We start from the raw sequence: 15268 nt of genomic DNA on the forward strand, positions 1-15268 counted from the left end.
AAGCGGCCTTGGCCGCTTTTTTTATTACGGATTGTGGGCGTTCAAGCGCTGAGCGCCTGATCCCAATCCTCGGGGAATTGGCGTTCCAGCCAGTTTGCCAGCCATTCGGCCACGCTCTCCCAGCGGGTGTCCAGCATCATCATGTGACCAAGATGGGGCAGGATGTCCGCCGCCACGTCCAGGCGGCGCGCGGTGGCCACCACGTCCTCAGGCCCCACCAGCCGGTCTTCCGCCGCGCCCAGCACCAGCGCCGGCAGCCTCGTCAGCGGCCGGTTGGTCAGCGGGTTGACCAGGGTCATGTCCATTAATGCGCGCTGACTTTCCTGTTGGCAACGGCTGATCAGCAGCTCCACGGCCGATTCGGGCGCGTCCGGCGATAGCAGCATGTCTTTCAGTTCGATGAACTCCGGGTCGTACAGGCCGTGCTGGTACATATTGAGCTTGAGAAACAGGGCGGGCGCCTGCGTCAGCAGCCTCAGGCTGGAAGAGGCCAGGCCAGTGGGCGGCACCGAGGCCAGCAAGGCCGCGCCCGGAAGCTTGTGGCGGCTCAGATATTGCTGCACCACATAGCCGCCCATGGAGTGGCCCACCATCACCGGCGCGGCCGGCAATTGTTTGAGCGCGAAGTCCAGATTGCGCACATAGTCGTCGATGCCGATGGCGGCCAGGTAGTCCCGGCCCTCGCTGCCGCCGTGGCCTTCCAGGCTTAGCGCCCAGCAATCGTAACCTTGCCGGGCGAACCAGGGCATGAAGTTTTCCCGCCAGCACCAGGCGCCGCAGAAGGCGCCGTGAATGAACAACAACGGCGGCGCATGGCGCGCCGCCGTTGTGGCCGGGGCTTGATGGAGCAGCTCCAGGCGGGGGTGCATCACAGTACTTCTGCTGCGTGGTCGGCCAGCCGCGAGCGCTCGCCGCGTTGCAGTGTGATATGGCCGGAATGGCCCCAGCCCTTGAAGCGGTCCACCACATAAGTCAGGCCGGAGCTGCCCTCGGTCAGGTAGGGGGTGTCGATCTGAGAGATATTGCCCAGGCAGACCACCTTGGTACCGGGGCCGGCGCGGGTGATCAGCGTCTTCATTTGCTTGGGCGTCAGGTTCTGAGCCTCGTCTATGATCAGGTATTTGTTGAGGAAGGTGCGGCCGCGCATGAAGTTCAGCGATTTGACCTTGATGCGGGAGCGAATCAGATCGCGCGTCGCGGCGCGGCCCCAGTCGCCGCCGTCGTCATCGCTCTTGTTGAGCACGTCCAGATTGTCCTCCAGCGCGCCCATCCACGGCGCCATTTTTTCCTCTTCGGTGCCTGGCAGGAAGCCGATGTCCTCGCCCACCGGCACGGTGACCCGGGTCATGATGATTTCGGAGTACAGCTTCTGTTCCAGCGTCATCGCCAGGCCGGCGGCCAGCGTCAGCAGCGTCTTGCCGGTGCCGGCCTGACCCAGCAGTGTGATGAAGTCCACCTCGGGATCCATCAGCAGGTTGAGGGCGAAGTTCTGCTCGCGATTGCGCGCGGTGATGCCCCAGACATTGTTTTTGTGGTGGCTGTAGTCCTTCAGCGTCTGCAGCACCGCGGTCTTGCCTTCCACCTGGGTCACTCGCGCCTGCAGCGGCTGGGCGCCTTCCTGCCACAGCATCTGGTTGACGTAGAGATTCTGGCCGTCCGGGCCTTTGACCTGGTAGTAGCTGCGGCCCTGTTCCTGCCAGGATTTCATGTCCTTGCCGTTGCGCTCCCAGAAGCTCTCGTCGATTTCCCGGGTGCCGGTGTACAGCAGGTCGGTGTCTTCCAGCACCTTGTCGTTGAAATAGTCTTCCGCGTCCAAGCCTAGCGCGCGGGCCTTGATGCGCATATTGATGTCTTTGGATACCAGGATTACCGAGCGGCCCTGCTGCAGTTCCTTCAGCGCCATCACGATGCCGAGGATCTGATTGTCGGCCTTGCCCACCGGCAGCGACGGCGGTAGCACGCTGTGTATCGCCTGAGTCTGCAGGATCAGCTTGCCGGTGGCGGCGTCGCGGCTGGCGTTCTTCAGCGGAATGCCGGATTCGATTTTGGCTTCGGCGCCGCTGACGATCTCATCGAGGAAACGGCTGGCCTGGCGCGCGTTGCGCGCCACTTCGGACATGCCCTTCTTGTGGGTGTCCAATTCTTCCAGCGTGATGATGGGGATGAACACATCGTGTTCTTCGAAACGATACAAGCAGGTGGGGTCGTGCAGCAGCACGTTGGTGTCGAGAACAAACAGCTTGCTGGCGCTGATTTTTTTGCGGCTGGCCATAATGATCCCCTGGTTTTATCGCGGGGCGGCCCGGAAGCCGGCCGCCCGACGCGGTTTTTAGAGTGTCTTGACGAAGTCCAGCACCGCCGCGGCGTGGCCGGGTACCTTGACGCCGCGCCATTCGCGCGCGATGTCGCCGTTCCCGTCAATCACGAAGGTGCTGCGTTCAATGCCTCTGACTTGTTTGCCATACATATTCTTCATCTTGATGACGCCAAACAAATTGCAGACGGTCTCCTCTGTGTCGGACAGCAGTTCAAACGGCAGCTCCAGCTTGGCCTTGAAATTTTCATGGGATTTCAGACTGTCGCGGGAAATGCCGACGATGGCGGCCCCGGCGGCGGCGAATTCGGCATGGAGGTCGCGGAAGTCCATGCTTTCATTGGTGCAACCGGGGGTGTTGTCTTTGGGGTAGAAGTAGATCACCAGCGGCTTGGGGCTGGAGGACAACTGAAACGTGACGCCGGCGGTGCCGGGCAGGGTGAAGTCGGGGCAAGCAGTGCCGGACATGCAGTAACTCCTGTGGTGGAACTGGGTGGTGCGTCCGCCTTGTTTTGAGATTAGCGGATTCCCGCCCGGTTAGACAATGGGAATGGGTAACGAAATTTTCACGGCGCGTGTTCGCGCCGCAGCAGCACCAGAAGCGCGCCGGCGCCGCCCATGGTTTCGCCGGCCTCGCAGAAGGCCAGCACATCGGGGTGGTGCTTGAGCCAGGCGCGCACCATGCGTTTGAGCACTGGCTGGCCGTTGGAGCCGAAGCCCTTGCCGTGTATCACCCGCACACAGGGACCATGTCGGCGCGCCTGGTGCAGGAACAATGCCAGCGCGTCCTGTGCCTGATAGCGGTCGCAGCCGTGCAAGTCGAGCTGACGCGTCACCGGCCAGAAACCGGCGCGCAGCTTCTTCAGCGTGGCCGAAGGCATGCCGGGTCGGGCGAAATGGGCGTCGACCTCGGCGGGTTCGAACCAGCCCACCATGTGCTGCAACAAGGCCTGCTGCACCGCTTCCGACGCTTGGCCGTGCTGATGGCAGCGGCGCGGATGCGGGCTGGGCTTGGGGCGGGGGCTGGCGTGACGGCCGTCCGGCTTCATGGGCTTGACGTCGCGAAACAGCTGGCGGAAATCCGGCTCCGGCTCGGCCTGCGGCGCGGCGGAAACGGAAACGCCAGCAGGCGCGCGGGAGTCGCGCACCTGCTGGCGCAGGCCTTGCAAGGCTTTCTTGAAGGCTTTCAAGCGTTTACTTCAGGCTGTCCAGATAGCGTTCCGCGTCCAGGGCGGCCTGGCAGCCGGAGGCCGCGCTGGTCACCGCCTGGCGGTAAATATGGTCCTGCACGTCGCCGGCGGCGAATACGCCCGCCACGCTGGTGGCGGTGGCGTTGCCTTCGCGGCCGCTCTTGGTGATCAGGTAGCCGGTGGCGTCCATTTCCAGCTGGCCTTTGAAGATTTCGGTGTTGGGTTGGTGGCCGATGGCGACAAACAAGCCCATCACCTTGATTTCTTCAGTGGCGCCGTCCTGCATCGATTTCAGGCGCAGGCCGGTGACGCCGGAGTCGTCGCCCAGCACTTCGTCCAGAGTGGCGTTCAGCTTCAGGCTGATCTTGCCTTCCTTGACGCGGTCCATCAGTTTGTCGATCAGGATTTTCTCTGCGCGGAAGGTGTCGCGGCGGTGGATCAGGGTGACGTGTTTGGCGATATTGGCCAGGTACAGCGCCTCTTCCACGGCGGTGTTGCCGCCGCCGATCACCGCCACGTCCTGGTTGCGGTAGAAGAAACCGTCGCAGGTGGCGCAGGCGGACACGCCCTTGCCCTTGAAGGCTTCTTCGGACGCCAGGCCCAGGTATTTGGCCGAAGCGCCGGTGGAGATGATCAGCGCGTCGCAAGTGTATTCGCCGGCATCGCCCACCAAACGGATCGGTTTTTCGTGCAGATGCGTGGTGTGGATGTGGTCGAACAGGATTTCGGTGCCAAAGCGCTCGGCGTGTTGCTGAAAGCGCTGCATCAGTTCCGGGCCCACCACGCCGGCGGCGTCCGCGGGCCAGTTGTCCACATCGGTGGTGGTCATCAGCTGGCCGCCTTGCGCCAGGCCGGTGATCAGCACCGGCTTCAGGTTGGCGCGCGCCGCGTAAACAGCGGCGGTGTAGCCGGCGGGGCCGGAGCCAAGAATCAGCAGGGGGCTGTGGCGAGTCGTGGTCATGATGTTTTCCTGTGTGAGAAGCGGTAAGAGAGCCGATGGCGACGGTCCGGGGCGGAGTGCTTGGGGCCGAGAACGCGCCGTTCAGTTCTGAAGTATGGAGCCAAGCCGGCGGAATCCAAGCTCCTGACGCCCGCCGGCGTCGGCCGCGCCTGCGCGGCGGCGACCGTTTCGGCTGACAATATACAAGAGCGGCGAGGCAAGGTTAAGGGCCGGCGTGATTGGAATATTCAACATTGCTGATTGAAATCCTTTATCGCCCGTCCAGGCCGTCCTATTGGCCGGGCTTGGTCCAGGTCAAAATCATTTGTGCATTCACGCGTTGATTCAAAAGCTTGCCGTTTCTCGGGCCGTCCTCATGCTGGAATTCGTGGCGGGGCTGGGCCCGCCTGGCCCGCCGCGGCCGCGTGGCGGCTACTTGCCAGCGCCGGCCGCGTGCTATACTGTCCGCTTTCGCGTTGGGTGCGTGGTGTAACTCCACGCAGCGCCAGTCTAAGGTGAGGCAATGTCCTTCGAGTCTGCCGATCCGTGGCGTCGTACCGTCCCAGATGACTAAACCTGTCACACACTTAAGGATTTAACATGCAAGTACAGCTGGAAACATTGAGCAATCTTGAGCGCCGCATGAATATCGCCCTGCCGATGGCGGCTATCGACACGCAAGTGGCCGAGCGCCTGAAGCGCGTGGCCCGCAACGCCAAGATTCAAGGTTTCCGCCCGGGCAAGGCTCCGCTGAAGATCGTGGAAATGAACTACGGCGCCCAGGTGCGTGAAGAAGTGATGGGTGAACAGGTTCAACAGGGTTTCTACTCCGCCGTGAGCGAGCAGAAACTGCGTGTCGCAGGTTACCCGCGCTTCGAGCCGGTAGCCGCCGGCGACGACAAGGAAAACTTCAAGTTCGCCGCCACTTTCGAGGTTTACCCGGAGGTGAAGCTGGGTGAACTGGCCGGCAAGGAAGTGGAAAAGCCGCTGACTCCGGTGACTGACGCCGAAATCGAGAAAACCATCGATATCCTGCGTAAACAGCGCACTCGCTACAACCGCGTTGAGCGCGAAGCCGCCACCGGCGACCGCGTGATCATCGACTTCAAGGGCGCCATCGACGGCGTGGCCTTCGAAGGCGGTTCCTCCGAGAACTTCCCGTTCGTGCTGGGTCAGGGCCAGATGCTGGCCGAGTTTGAAGCGGGCGTTGCCGGCATGAAGGAAGGCGACATCAAGAGCGTGGAAGTGAGCTTCCCCGAGGACTACCACGGCAAGGACGTGGCCGGCAAAACCGCCGTGTTCGAAATCCTGCTGAAGAATGTGGCTGAAGCCGTGCTGCCGGAAGTGAACGAAGAGTTCGCCAAGCAGCTGGGCATCGCCGACGGCGACGTTGAGAAAATGCGCGCTGAAATCCGCAAGAACGTGGAGCGCGAAGTGAAGCGCCGCCTGCAGGCCCGCACCAAGGAAAACGTGATGCAGGTGCTGTTGGACTCCACCGAGATCGAACTGCCGAAAGCCCTGGTCAGCCTGGAAATCGGCCGTCTGGTCGAGCAAGCCCGTCGCGATATGCAGCAACGCGGCATGAACGTCAAGGACATGCCGTTCCCGCCGGAGCTGTTCGCTCAACAAGCCGAGCGCCGCGTGGCTCTGGGCCTGATCCTGTCCGAAGTCGTGGAATCCAACAAGCTGGAAGCCAAGCCGGAGCAGGTCAAGGCCATGATCACCGAGTTTGCCGACAGCTACGAAGATCCGGCTGAAGTGCTGACCTGGTACTACGCCAGCCCGGACCGCCTGGAAGGCCCGACTTCCATGGTGCTGGAAGACAATGTGGTTGAATTTGTGCTGTCCAAGGCCAATGTTGTAGAGAAAGAACTGTCCTTCGACGCCCTGATGGGCAACAACGCCTGATAACAGCTGGAGTGGCCGATGAAATCGATGATGGAACCTCAAGGTCTGGGCCTGGTGCCCATGGTGGTGGAACAAAGCGGCCGCGGCGAGCGCGCGTATGATATCTACTCGCGTCTGCTGAAGGAGCGCATCGTTTTCCTGGTGGGCCCTGTCACGGATGAGTCGGCCAACCTGGTTGTGGCGCAGATGTTGTTCCTTGAATCGGAAAATCCGGACAAGGATATTCACTTCTACATCAACTCGCCGGGTGGGTCGATTACCGCGGGCATGTCCATTTACGACACGATGAACTTCATCAAGCCGGATGTTTCCACCTTGTGCATCGGCCAGGCCGCCAGCATGGGCGCCTTCCTGCTCGCCGCCGGCGCGCCGGGCAAGCGCTTCGCGCTGGCCAACAGCCGGGTGATGATTCACCAGCCGCTGCTGTACGGCGGCGGTCTGTCCGGCCAGGTCACCGATATCGAGATCCACGCTCGCGAACTGGTCAAGGTCAAGGCCAAGATGAACGAGCTGTTGGCCAAGCACAGCGGTCAACCGCTGGAGCGGGTGATGGCCGACACCGAGCGCGACAACTTCATGTCCGCCGACGAGGCGCAGGCCTACGGCTTGATCGACAAAGTGCTGACGTCCCACAAGGACGTGAAAGCTTAAGGAGTGATGGAATCCGCCAATGGCTGACAAGAACAGCAATGAAAAGCTTCTCTACTGCTCTTTCTGCGGCAAGAGCCAGCATGAAGTCCAGCGCCTGATCGCCGGGCCGCAGGTATTCATCTGCAACGAATGCGTCGAGTTGTGCAACGACATCATTCGCGAGGAGCTGGAGAAGGGCGTCGGCGATGCCGCGTCCGCCCCCGAAGACAGTCCGCTGCCCACACCTCAGGAAATCCGCGCGGATCTCGACCAGTACATCATTGGTCAGGATTTCGCCAAGAAAACCCTGTCGGTGGCGGTGTACAACCACTACAAGCGCCTGAGCAGCCCGGCAAGCAAGAACGATGTCGAGCTGGCCAAGAGCAATATCTTGCTGATCGGCCCGACCGGCTCCGGCAAAACCTTGCTCGCCCAGTCGCTAGCCCGTCTGCTGGACGTGCCCTTCGTCATCGCCGACGCCACCACGCTCACCGAAGCGGGTTACGTGGGCGAGGATGTCGAGCACATCATCCAGAAGCTGCTGCAAAAATGCGATTACGACGTGGACAAGGCCCAGCGCGGCATTGTCTACATCGACGAGATCGACAAGATCTCGCGCAAGTCGGAAAACCCGTCCATCACCCGCGACGTATCGGGCGAGGGCGTGCAGCAGGCGCTGCTGAAGCTGATCGAGGGCACCGTTGCCTCGATTCCGCCGCAGGGTGGCCGCAAGCATCCGAATCAGGAATTCATTCAGGTGGACACCACCAACATCCTGTTCATTTGCGGCGGCGCTTTCGACGGCCTGGAGAAGATTATTCGCCAGCGCTCGGAGAAGGGCGGCATTGGTTTCGGCGCCGACATCAGCTCCAAGGACGATGGCAAGAGCTTGTCCGTGTTGTTCCAGGAGGTGGAGCCTCAGGATCTGATTCGTTTCGGTCTTATTCCTGAACTGATCGGCCGGCTGCCGGTGGCGGCAACGCTGGAGGAGCTGGACGAGGAAGCACTGGTCACCATCCTGACCCAGCCGAAGAACGCGCTGATCAAGCAGTATCAGAAGCTGTTCTCGATGGAGTCGGTGGAGCTGGAGGTTCGTCCGTCCGCCTTGCGCGTGATCGCCAAGCAGGCGCTGATCCGCAAGACCGGCGCGCGCGGCTTGCGCTCCATTTTGGAACGGGCGCTGCTCGACACCATGTACGAGCTGCCGTCCATGGCCGATGTGGAAAAAGTGGTGGTGGATGAAAAGGTTATCGACAAGGGCGACAAGCCGTTGTTCATCTATCGCGATAAGGACGACAAGGCGCAATCGGCCTGATTGTTCGCCGCGAATCCGGAGACCGCCCAAACCGGGCGGTTTTTTATTTGTAGAGCCGGAAATCTGATTTAGTATGGGGGTGTTGAATTTTACTGTCCGCCCCCCATCTCCCAAGCATTGTTTCACAAGCAAGGTTAGGTGATATGCCGCAACCCGCAGAACTCAAAGAAGAATCCACGCTGCCATTGCTGCCATTGCGCGATGTGGTGGTCTTCCCCCATATGGTCATCCCGCTGTTCGTCGGCCGCGCCAAGTCCATTCGAGCGCTGGAGCTGGCGATGGACGAGGGCAAGCAAATCCTCTTGGTGGCGCAGCGTTCCGCCTCCAAGGACGAACCGTCCGCCGACGATCTGTACCCAGTCGGCACCATCGCTTCGGTGTTGCAGATGCTCAAGCTGCCGGACGGCACCGTCAAGGTGCTGGTCGAAGGCCGTCAGCGCGCGATGATCGAATCCGTAGGCGAGGAAAACGAGTGCTTTGTCGGCGCCTTCAAGCCGCTGAGCCCGGAAGCCGAGGAATCGACCGAGACCGAGGCAATGCGCCGCGCGCTGCTCGCCCAGTTCGAGCAGTACGTCAAACTGAACAAGAAAATCCCGCCGGAGGTCTTGAACTCGCTGGCCGGCATTGACCGCGCCGGCCGCATGGCCGACACCATCATTGCCCACCTGCCGCTGAAGCTGGAGCAGAAGCAGGAGGTGCTGGAGATGTTCGACGTGCAGCAGCGCCTCGAACACCTGATGTCGCAGCTGGAAGGCGAGATCGACATCCTTCAGGTGGAAAAGCGCATCCGCGGCCGCGTCAAGCGGCAGATGGAAAAGAGCCAGCGCGAGTACTATCTGAACGAGCAGGTCAAGGCGATCCAGAAAGAGCTCGGCGAGATGGACGAGGTCAGCGACCTCGACGAGCTGGAAAACAAGATCAAGGCCGCGGGCATGAGCAAGGAGGGCCGCGAGAAGGCGATGTCCGAGCTCAAGAAGCTACGCATGATGTCGCCTATGTCGGCGGAAGCCACCGTGGTGCGCAACTACATCGACACTCTGCTTGAGCTGCCCTGGAAGAAGAAAACCAAGATCAGCAAGGACGTGGCTAAGGCCGAGGAAGTGCTGGACGAGGATCACTTCGGCCTGGAAAAGGTCAAGGAACGCATCCTGGAGTATCTGGCGGTGCAACAGCGCGTCGACAAGCTCAAGGCGCCCATCCTGTGCCTGGTGGGGCCGCCGGGTGTGGGCAAGACCTCCTTGGGGCAGTCTCTGGCGCGCGCCACCAACCGCAAGTTCGTGCGCATGGCGCTGGGCGGGGTGCGCGACGAGTCCGAGATCCGTGGCCATCGCCGCACCTATATCGGCTCGATGCCGGGCAAGGTGCTACAGAACATGAGCAAGGCGGCGGTGAAGAACCCGCTGTTCCTGCTGGACGAAGTGGACAAGATGGGCGCGGATTTCCGCGGCGATCCGTCGTCGGCGCTGCTGGAGGTGCTAGACCCGGAGCAGAACCATTCCTTCATTGATCACTACGCCGAAGTCGAATTCGACTTGTCCGACGTGATGTTCGTGGCCACCGCCAACTCGTTGAACATTCCGCCGGCGCTGCTGGACCGGATGGAGATCATCCGTCTGGCCGGCTACACCGAGGACGAGAAGGTCAACATCGCCACTAAATACCTGCTGCCCAAGCAAATGAAGGCCAACGGCGTGCAGGAAGGTGAGCTGGCGGTGCAGGAGTCCGCGCTGCGCGACATCGTGCGCTATTACACCCGTGAGGCCGGCGTGCGCAGTCTGGACCGCGAGATAGCCAAGATTTGCCGCAAGGTGGTGACCAGCGCCTCGTTGAAGGCGGGCAAGGCGGCCAAGGTGACGGTTAGCGGCCGCAATCTGGACAAGTATCTGGGTGTGCGCCGTTTCGACTACGGCATCGCCGAGGATGAGAACCGCATCGGTCAGGTCACCGGCCTGGCCTGGACCGAGGTGGGCGGCGAACTGCTGACCATCGAGGCGGTGTCGCTGCCGGGCAAGGGCAACATCATTCGCACCGGCCAGCTGGGCGAGGTGATGCAGGAGTCCATCACCGCGGCGATGAGCGTGGTGCGTAGCCGCGCGCGTTCGCTGGGCATCAAGCCGGACTTCTACGAGAAGAGCGATATGCACATCCACGTGCCGGAAGGCGCGACGCCTAAGGACGGGCCAAGCGCCGGCATCGCGATGACCACGGCCCTGGTGTCCATCCTGACAGGCATTCCGGTGCGCGCCGACGTGGCGATGACCGGCGAGATCACGCTGCGAGGCGAGGTGTTGCCCATTGGCGGCCTGAAGGAGAAGCTGTTGGCCGCTCACCGCGGCGGAATCAAGCATGTGTTGATCCCCAAAGGGAACGAAAAAGATTTGGTTGAAATTCCCGCCAATATCAAGCATAAAATCGAAATCCATGCCGTTAAGTGGATTGACGAGGTCTTGGCCTTGGCGTTGGAGAGACAGCCGGAGCCTTTGTCGGAAGAAGAAAAGCCGGCGGAGGAGTTGCGAGCGACGCAGGAAGCGGCGCAAGGCGTGTCCGTGATGAAGCATTAAGAATCATGGCCTTAGCCAAACGCTGAATAACTTGTGTTCAAGCGGCTTTCCAGTGTGTTTGCGAAATGGCAAAATGCCCGTCAAAGCCGCTTGACACAAGGATTTCGCCCTTGCTATAAAGCAAGCGGTTTTTATCCGAATTACGTAGACCGAGAACGACGAAAGGGGACTTACGTGAACAAGTCTGAACTGATTGACGCTATTGCCGCTGAGGCCGATATCTCCAAAGCCGCCGCCGCCAAGGCGCTGGACGGCATGGTGGCCGCTGTAACCGACGCTCTGAAAAAGGGCGACACCGTGACCCTGGTGGGCTTCGGCACCTTCTATGTTGGCGAACGCGCTGAACGCAGCGGCCGCAACCCGAAGACCGGCGCTACCATCAAGATCCCGGCAGCTCGTTCGCCGAAGTTCCGTGCTGGCAAGGCACTGAAAGACGCGCTATAATTAGCGGCCTTGGCAGCCCCTAGCGGCTGGCAAGGTGTTTCGAGGGGCGTTTAGCTCAGTTGGTAGAGCGTCTGCCTTACAAGCAGAATGTCGGCGGTTCGACTCCGTCAACGCCCACCACAGTCCGGAGCGGTAGTTCAGTTGGTTAGAATACCGGCCTGTCACGCCGGGGGTCGCGGGTTCGAGTCCCGTCCGCTCCGCCAGAACTCACAAAAAGGTGAACGAAATACAGCGTTCACCTTTTTTTTTGACAAGGGTGGCTCAAGCCAATCGCCATGTTCGAGTTTGTCCAGAACAATAAAGTCTTCATTCAGGTTGTATTGGGAGCTGTTGCGTTGACCTTCGTGGGCTTCGGCGTGGGCAGCTATGAAGCAGCTTCCGACGACCCTTATCTCGCCAAGGTGGGTTCCTCCAAGATTTACAAGCGCGATCTGGATCGAGCCTTGGAAGGCCAGCCCACGGATCCGGCCAGTCGTCAGGCCGCGCTGGAAAACCTGATTCGTCAAGAGCTGTTGCTGTCCGACGCACACGACCGCGGCGTCACCGTCAGCCCCGAGCAGTTGCGCAAAGTCATTGCCTCCATTCCCGCCTTCCAGGACAACGGCAAGTTCAGCCCGGAACGTTATCGCGAGTTCCTGCAAAACCGCTACCCGTCGCCTGAGGCATTCGAAACCCAGGTCAAACGCGACCTCGTGCTGCAAAGCCAGCTGACCGGCATCGCCGGAACCGAATTCGTCGCGGGCACGGTGGTCAATCGCCTGGCCGGCCTGTTGGGCGAGGGCCGCGAAGTGCGTTCCTTGCTGTTGAAGCCGGCGGACTTCGCCGCTGAGGTCAAAACCGACGAAGCATCGCTCAAGGCCTTCTACGACGCTAATTTGAAGCGTTTCCGCGTGCCGGAGCGGGTCAAGCTCGATTATGTGCTGCTGTCCCAGGACGCGTTGGTTCAAGGTGTCAAGCCCAGCGACGCCGAGCTGCAGAAGTACTACGAAGAACACAAGGCCGAGTTCAGCAATGAGCAGCGCCGTGCTTCTCACATCTTGCTGACGGTGGCCAAGGACGCCAAGCCGGAGCAGAAGGCCAAGATCAAGGCGGAAGCCGAGGCGTTGTTGAAGGATGTTCGCGCCAATCCGGCTCGTTTCGCGGAGTTGGCCAAGGCGAAGTCGCAAGACCCGGGTTCCGCGGCCAATGGCGGCGATCTGGGCTTCTTCGGCCATGGCATGATGGTGAAGCCTTTCGACGACGCGGTGTTCCGGATGAAGCCGGGCCAGATCAGCGAAGTGATCGAGACCGAGTTCGGTTATCACATCATCAAGCTGGACGAGGTCAAGGCGCAGGACTTCGCCGAAGTGAAGGCGGCTATCGCCGAGAAGCTGCAGCGTCAGCAGGCGGGCAGCCTGTTCCGCAGCCAGGCCGACAAGCTGACCGAGCTGGCTTACCAGCAGGGCGACTCATTGAAGGCTCTGCAGGAGCAACTGAAGCTGCAGCCGCAGCATTCGGATTGGCTGAGCCGCGGCAAGCCGGCGGCGGACCCTCTGCTCAACAGCCCCAAGGTGCTTGAAGCGGCGTTCAGCGAGGACGTGCTGAAGAAGAAACACAATAGCGAGCCAGTGGATATCGGCAACAACCGCCTGTTGGTGGTGCGCGTGGCCGAGCATCAGCCGGAACGTCAGCAGTCGATGGATGAAGTGCGCGATGTAATCAAGGCCGAACTAGTGGCCAAGGAAGGTGCCAAGCTGGCCGAGAGGAAGGGCCAGGCCTTGTTGGCTGAGCTGAAGGGGGGCAAGGGCAATGGCAAGGCCTGGGGCGAATCCAAGACCCTGCTGCGCCGCGATCCGGCCGGGTTGCCGATTGCCGACGCGCGCGCCGTGTTCGCCGCTCAGGCGGGCAAGCTGCCGGCCTTCGCCGGCGCCAAGCGTGATAACGGAGAATACGCGCTTTATCGCATCGACAAGGTGATTCCTGCGCCGGCGGCCAGCGAGGCCGAACGCGGCCAACTGAGCGCCATTTTGGGCGAGATGAACGCCAACGCTCAGTTGTCCAGCTATCTCGACACGCTGCGTCAGAAGTACAGCGTGACAATGGGCAAGCAGGGTTTGTCCGACGCTCAATAAACCTGTGTTGGAGTTGTCTCATCGCCGCCGCCAGCGCCTGCTGGCGGCGGTTTTTCATATGTTTTTGTGCTGAATTGTTTATAGCTATTCTCGCTAAGAGAGACGTTTTTTTGAACTGGATGAGACAATTTCAATGTTTTTGGGGTGGGGCTATTGACTGAAAACGAAAAAAGATGTTCAATCATAAACAAATTTAGTCGCCGATTTGAACACAGCTTGCGGGCGTAAAACAGCTAAAGCGTGGGTAAGCAGACCCAGGAAACAAACCAGCATCTGCTTACAGTAATCTCGATTCAGCATTGATTCCGAAGATTCCCATGCAAGGCCCGCCAAGTTCATTGGCGGGCCTTGTGTTTTTGGAGTGTTTGGAATGATTCATCTGCAAAATGTTCGTAAGCGTTTCCGTCATCCCGAGGGTGGCTGGTTCGACGCGGTCACGGACACCTCTCTTACCATTCGTCCGGGCGAAGTCTTCGGACTGATCGGCTTTTCCGGCGCCGGCAAGTCCACTTTGCTGCGCCTGATCAATTTACTGGAGCGCCCGGACCACGGCGCGGTCATCGTCGATGGCGAAGACCTGACCAGCTTGTCCGCCAAGGCTTTGCGCCGCGCGCGCCAGAATATCGGCATGGTGTTCCAGCAGTTCAATTTGATGGCCAACCGCACCGTGGCCGGCAATGTCGCCTTTCCGCTGGAAGTGGCGGGCTGGGCTAAGACGGATATAGATAAGCGCGTCAACGAATGTCTAGAAGTGGTGGGCTTGCTGGACCGCGCCAACCACTACCCGGCCCAATTGTCCGGCGGTCAGAAGCAGCGCGTCGGCATTGCCCGCGCCCTGGCGCCCAGCCCCAAGGTGATTCTGGCCGATGAGCCTACATCGGCGCTGGACCCGAAAACCACTCAAGCCGTGTTGGAGTGCCTGAAAGACATTAATCAACGCTTTGGCGTCACTATCGTCATCGTCACTCATGAGATGGGCGTGGTGCGGGCGATCTGCCATCGCGCGGCGGCTTTGGACGCCGGTCGGGTGGTGGAAGTGGTGGATGTGTCGGATAACGAAGTGGCGGCGGACTCCGATCTGGCGCGCTCGCTGCTGGAGGCCGCGTAATGGATGCCGCAACCCTGAACGAAGCATTGCAAAACCTGGCGAGCATGGGGCCGGAAATCTGGCAGGCCTTCCAGGAAACGCTGGTGATGCTGGGCATAGGCCTGAGCGCGGCCGTCTTGCTGGGTGGCCCGCTGGGCATCGTGCTCTACCTGACCCAGCCGGGCCAGCAGTTCGCCAACCGCGCGTTGAACGGCGTGTTGGGCTGGGTGGTGAACTTGGTGCGTTCCTTCCCCTTCATTATTCTGATGGTGTCGTTGGTGCCGCTGACGCGGGCGCTGGTGGGCAGCACCATCGGTCCGGTGGCGGCTTCGGTGCCTCTGGCCTTCGCCGCGATTCCGTATTTTGGTCGTCTGGTCGAGCAGACGCTGCGCGAGATTCCTCGCGGAGTGGTGGAGGCGGCCGAAGCGATGGGCGCCAGCCCGCTGCAGATCATTTGCAAGGTGCTGCTCAACGAGGCGCGCTCCGGCCTGATTTCCAGTCTGACCATCCTCACCATCAGCTTCCTGAGCTATACCGCGGTGGCGGGGGTGGTGGGCGGCGGCGGCATCGGCGACTTGGCCATCCGCTATGGCTACTACCGTTATCAGACCGATGTGATGGTGGCCATGGTGCTGATGCTGGTGGTGCTGGTACAGATCATCCAACTGCTGGGCAACCGGCTGGCGGCCAAGCTGGACAAACGTTGACATTCGCCGGCGCTTGGCGCCGGCATGGTGGACCTTTTACCTATCAATGGACAAAGCAGGA

At 60.9% G+C, this 15268-nt stretch carries 14 protein-coding genes and 2 tRNA genes; 10 read left to right on the forward strand and 6 right to left on the reverse strand.

Translation table 11 applies throughout. From position 1 onward, the window contains the following. Nucleotides 1-41: 41 nt before the first annotated feature. The 5 genes from GYH29_RS10040 to trxB all read right to left on the reverse strand — a co-directional run bounded on the left by GYH29_RS10040 (nt 42) and on the right by trxB (nt 4465). Nucleotides 42-869 carry an alpha/beta hydrolase gene (locus tag GYH29_RS10040; RefSeq protein ID WP_232060563.1) on the reverse strand — a complete coding sequence of 276 codons (828 nt, stop codon included), beginning with the start codon at nt 867-869 and terminating at the stop codon, nt 42-44. After that, complete coding sequence (locus GYH29_RS10045) at nt 869-2272, reverse strand: PhoH family protein (RefSeq protein WP_043593601.1); 1404 nt, start codon at nt 2270-2272, stop codon at nt 869-871. Before GYH29_RS10045 ends, GYH29_RS10040 begins: the two co-directional genes overlap by 1 nt. Nucleotides 2273-2329: 57 nt before the next feature. Next, a complete protein-coding gene (locus GYH29_RS10050) occupies nt 2330-2782 on the reverse strand; it encodes a peroxiredoxin (protein ID WP_019101399.1) in 453 nt (150 codons plus the stop codon). Between the two features lie 98 nt (nt 2783-2880). Then, the gene (locus GYH29_RS10055; RefSeq protein WP_161523626.1) at nt 2881-3504 is read right to left on the reverse strand and encodes a Smr/MutS family protein; all 624 of its coding nucleotides are present in this window, start codon (nt 3502-3504) and stop codon (nt 2881-2883) included. A gap of 4 nt (nt 3505-3508) precedes the next feature. Further along, a complete protein-coding gene (trxB, locus tag GYH29_RS10060) occupies nt 3509-4465 on the reverse strand; it encodes a thioredoxin-disulfide reductase (protein ID WP_161523627.1) in 957 nt (318 codons plus the stop codon). A 579-nt stretch (nt 4466-5044) separates the two neighbouring features. On the opposite strand from trxB, the gene tig reads away from it, so the two are divergent. The 8 genes from tig (at nt 5045) to GYH29_RS10100 (ending at nt 13413) form a co-directional block, all read left to right on the forward strand. Further along, nucleotides 5045-6352 carry a trigger factor gene (gene tig / locus GYH29_RS10065; RefSeq protein ID WP_019101402.1) on the forward strand — a complete coding sequence of 436 codons (1308 nt, stop codon included), beginning with the start codon at nt 5045-5047 and terminating at the stop codon, nt 6350-6352. A gap of 18 nt (nt 6353-6370) precedes the next feature. Next, nucleotides 6371-7003, forward strand: coding sequence for an ATP-dependent Clp endopeptidase proteolytic subunit ClpP (gene clpP, locus GYH29_RS10070; protein ID WP_019101403.1), 633 nt, complete (start codon nt 6371-6373; stop codon nt 7001-7003). A gap of 19 nt (nt 7004-7022) precedes the next feature. Beyond that, nucleotides 7023-8297, forward strand: coding sequence for an ATP-dependent Clp protease ATP-binding subunit ClpX (gene clpX / locus GYH29_RS10075; protein ID WP_019101404.1), 1275 nt, complete (start codon nt 7023-7025; stop codon nt 8295-8297). A gap of 143 nt (nt 8298-8440) precedes the next feature. Next, on the forward strand, nt 8441-10858 hold the full coding sequence (lon, locus tag GYH29_RS10080) for an endopeptidase La (RefSeq protein ID WP_043593607.1): 2418 nt from the start codon (nt 8441-8443) through the stop codon (nt 10856-10858). 174 nt (nt 10859-11032) lie between these two features. After that, the gene (locus GYH29_RS10085) at nt 11033-11302 is read left to right on the forward strand and encodes an HU family DNA-binding protein (RefSeq protein ID WP_019101406.1); all 270 of its coding nucleotides are present in this window, start codon (nt 11033-11035) and stop codon (nt 11300-11302) included. Nucleotides 11303-11346: 44 nt separating this feature from the next. Beyond that, nucleotides 11347-11422 (forward strand) — tRNA-Val (locus tag GYH29_RS10090). Nucleotides 11423-11428: 6 nt separating this feature from the next. Then, nucleotides 11429-11505: transfer RNA gene (locus GYH29_RS10095), tRNA-Asp, on the forward strand. Nucleotides 11506-11577: 72 nt separating this feature from the next. Next, nucleotides 11578-13413: a SurA N-terminal domain-containing protein gene (locus GYH29_RS10100; protein ID WP_161523628.1), complete on the forward strand. Its 1836-nt coding sequence runs from the start codon at nt 11578-11580 to the stop codon at nt 13411-13413. Here GYH29_RS10100 and GYH29_RS10105 read toward each other — a convergent pair. Continuing rightward, nucleotides 13407-13598: a hypothetical protein gene (locus tag GYH29_RS10105; protein WP_161523629.1), complete on the reverse strand. Its 192-nt coding sequence runs from the start codon at nt 13596-13598 to the stop codon at nt 13407-13409. The genes GYH29_RS10100 and GYH29_RS10105 overlap by 7 nt on opposite strands. A 185-nt stretch (nt 13599-13783) precedes the next feature. Between GYH29_RS10105 and GYH29_RS10110 the strand changes: the two genes are divergently transcribed. Both GYH29_RS10110 and GYH29_RS10115 read left to right on the forward strand, forming a co-directional pair. Continuing rightward, nucleotides 13784-14521: a methionine ABC transporter ATP-binding protein gene (locus tag GYH29_RS10110; RefSeq protein ID WP_052052234.1), complete on the forward strand. Its 738-nt coding sequence runs from the start codon at nt 13784-13786 to the stop codon at nt 14519-14521. Beyond that, nucleotides 14521-15207, forward strand: a complete 687-nt coding sequence (locus GYH29_RS10115; protein WP_043641827.1) for a methionine ABC transporter permease — start codon at nt 14521-14523, stop codon at nt 15205-15207. Before GYH29_RS10110 ends, GYH29_RS10115 begins: the two co-directional genes overlap by 1 nt. The last annotated feature ends 61 nt before the right edge of the window (nt 15208-15268 follow it).

The sequence above is a fragment of the Chromobacterium haemolyticum genome (genome assembly GCF_009936155.1).
Lineage (GTDB): Bacteria > Pseudomonadota > Gammaproteobacteria > Burkholderiales > Chromobacteriaceae > Chromobacterium > Chromobacterium haemolyticum.

What these genes read in the sequence shown, in the direction of transcription:
- GYH29_RS10040 (WP_232060563.1), bottom strand. Translation starts at nt 869, where the DNA reads ATGCACCCCCGCCTGGAGCTGCTCCATCAAGCCCCGGCCACAACGGCG.
- GYH29_RS10045 (WP_043593601.1), bottom strand. Translation starts at nt 2,272, where the DNA reads ATGGCCAGCCGCAAAAAAATCAGCGCCAGCAAGCTGTTTGTTCTCGAC.
- GYH29_RS10050 (WP_019101399.1), bottom strand. Translation starts at nt 2,782, where the DNA reads ATGTCCGGCACTGCTTGCCCCGACTTCACCCTGCCCGGCACCGCCGGC.
- trxB (WP_161523627.1), bottom strand. Translation starts at nt 4,465, where the DNA reads ATGACCACGACTCGCCACAGCCCCCTGCTGATTCTTGGCTCCGGCCCC.
- tig (WP_019101402.1), top strand. Translation starts at nt 5,045, where the DNA reads ATGCAAGTACAGCTGGAAACATTGAGCAATCTTGAGCGCCGCATGAAT.
- clpP (WP_019101403.1), top strand. Translation starts at nt 6,371, where the DNA reads ATGAAATCGATGATGGAACCTCAAGGTCTGGGCCTGGTGCCCATGGTG.
- clpX (WP_019101404.1), top strand. Translation starts at nt 7,023, where the DNA reads ATGGCTGACAAGAACAGCAATGAAAAGCTTCTCTACTGCTCTTTCTGC.
- lon (WP_043593607.1), top strand. Translation starts at nt 8,441, where the DNA reads ATGCCGCAACCCGCAGAACTCAAAGAAGAATCCACGCTGCCATTGCTG.
- GYH29_RS10100 (WP_161523628.1), top strand. Translation starts at nt 11,578, where the DNA reads ATGTTCGAGTTTGTCCAGAACAATAAAGTCTTCATTCAGGTTGTATTG.
- GYH29_RS10105 (WP_161523629.1), bottom strand. Translation starts at nt 13,598, where the DNA reads ATGATTGAACATCTTTTTTCGTTTTCAGTCAATAGCCCCACCCCAAAA.
- GYH29_RS10110 (WP_052052234.1), top strand. Translation starts at nt 13,784, where the DNA reads ATGATTCATCTGCAAAATGTTCGTAAGCGTTTCCGTCATCCCGAGGGT.
- GYH29_RS10115 (WP_043641827.1), top strand. Translation starts at nt 14,521, where the DNA reads ATGGATGCCGCAACCCTGAACGAAGCATTGCAAAACCTGGCGAGCATG.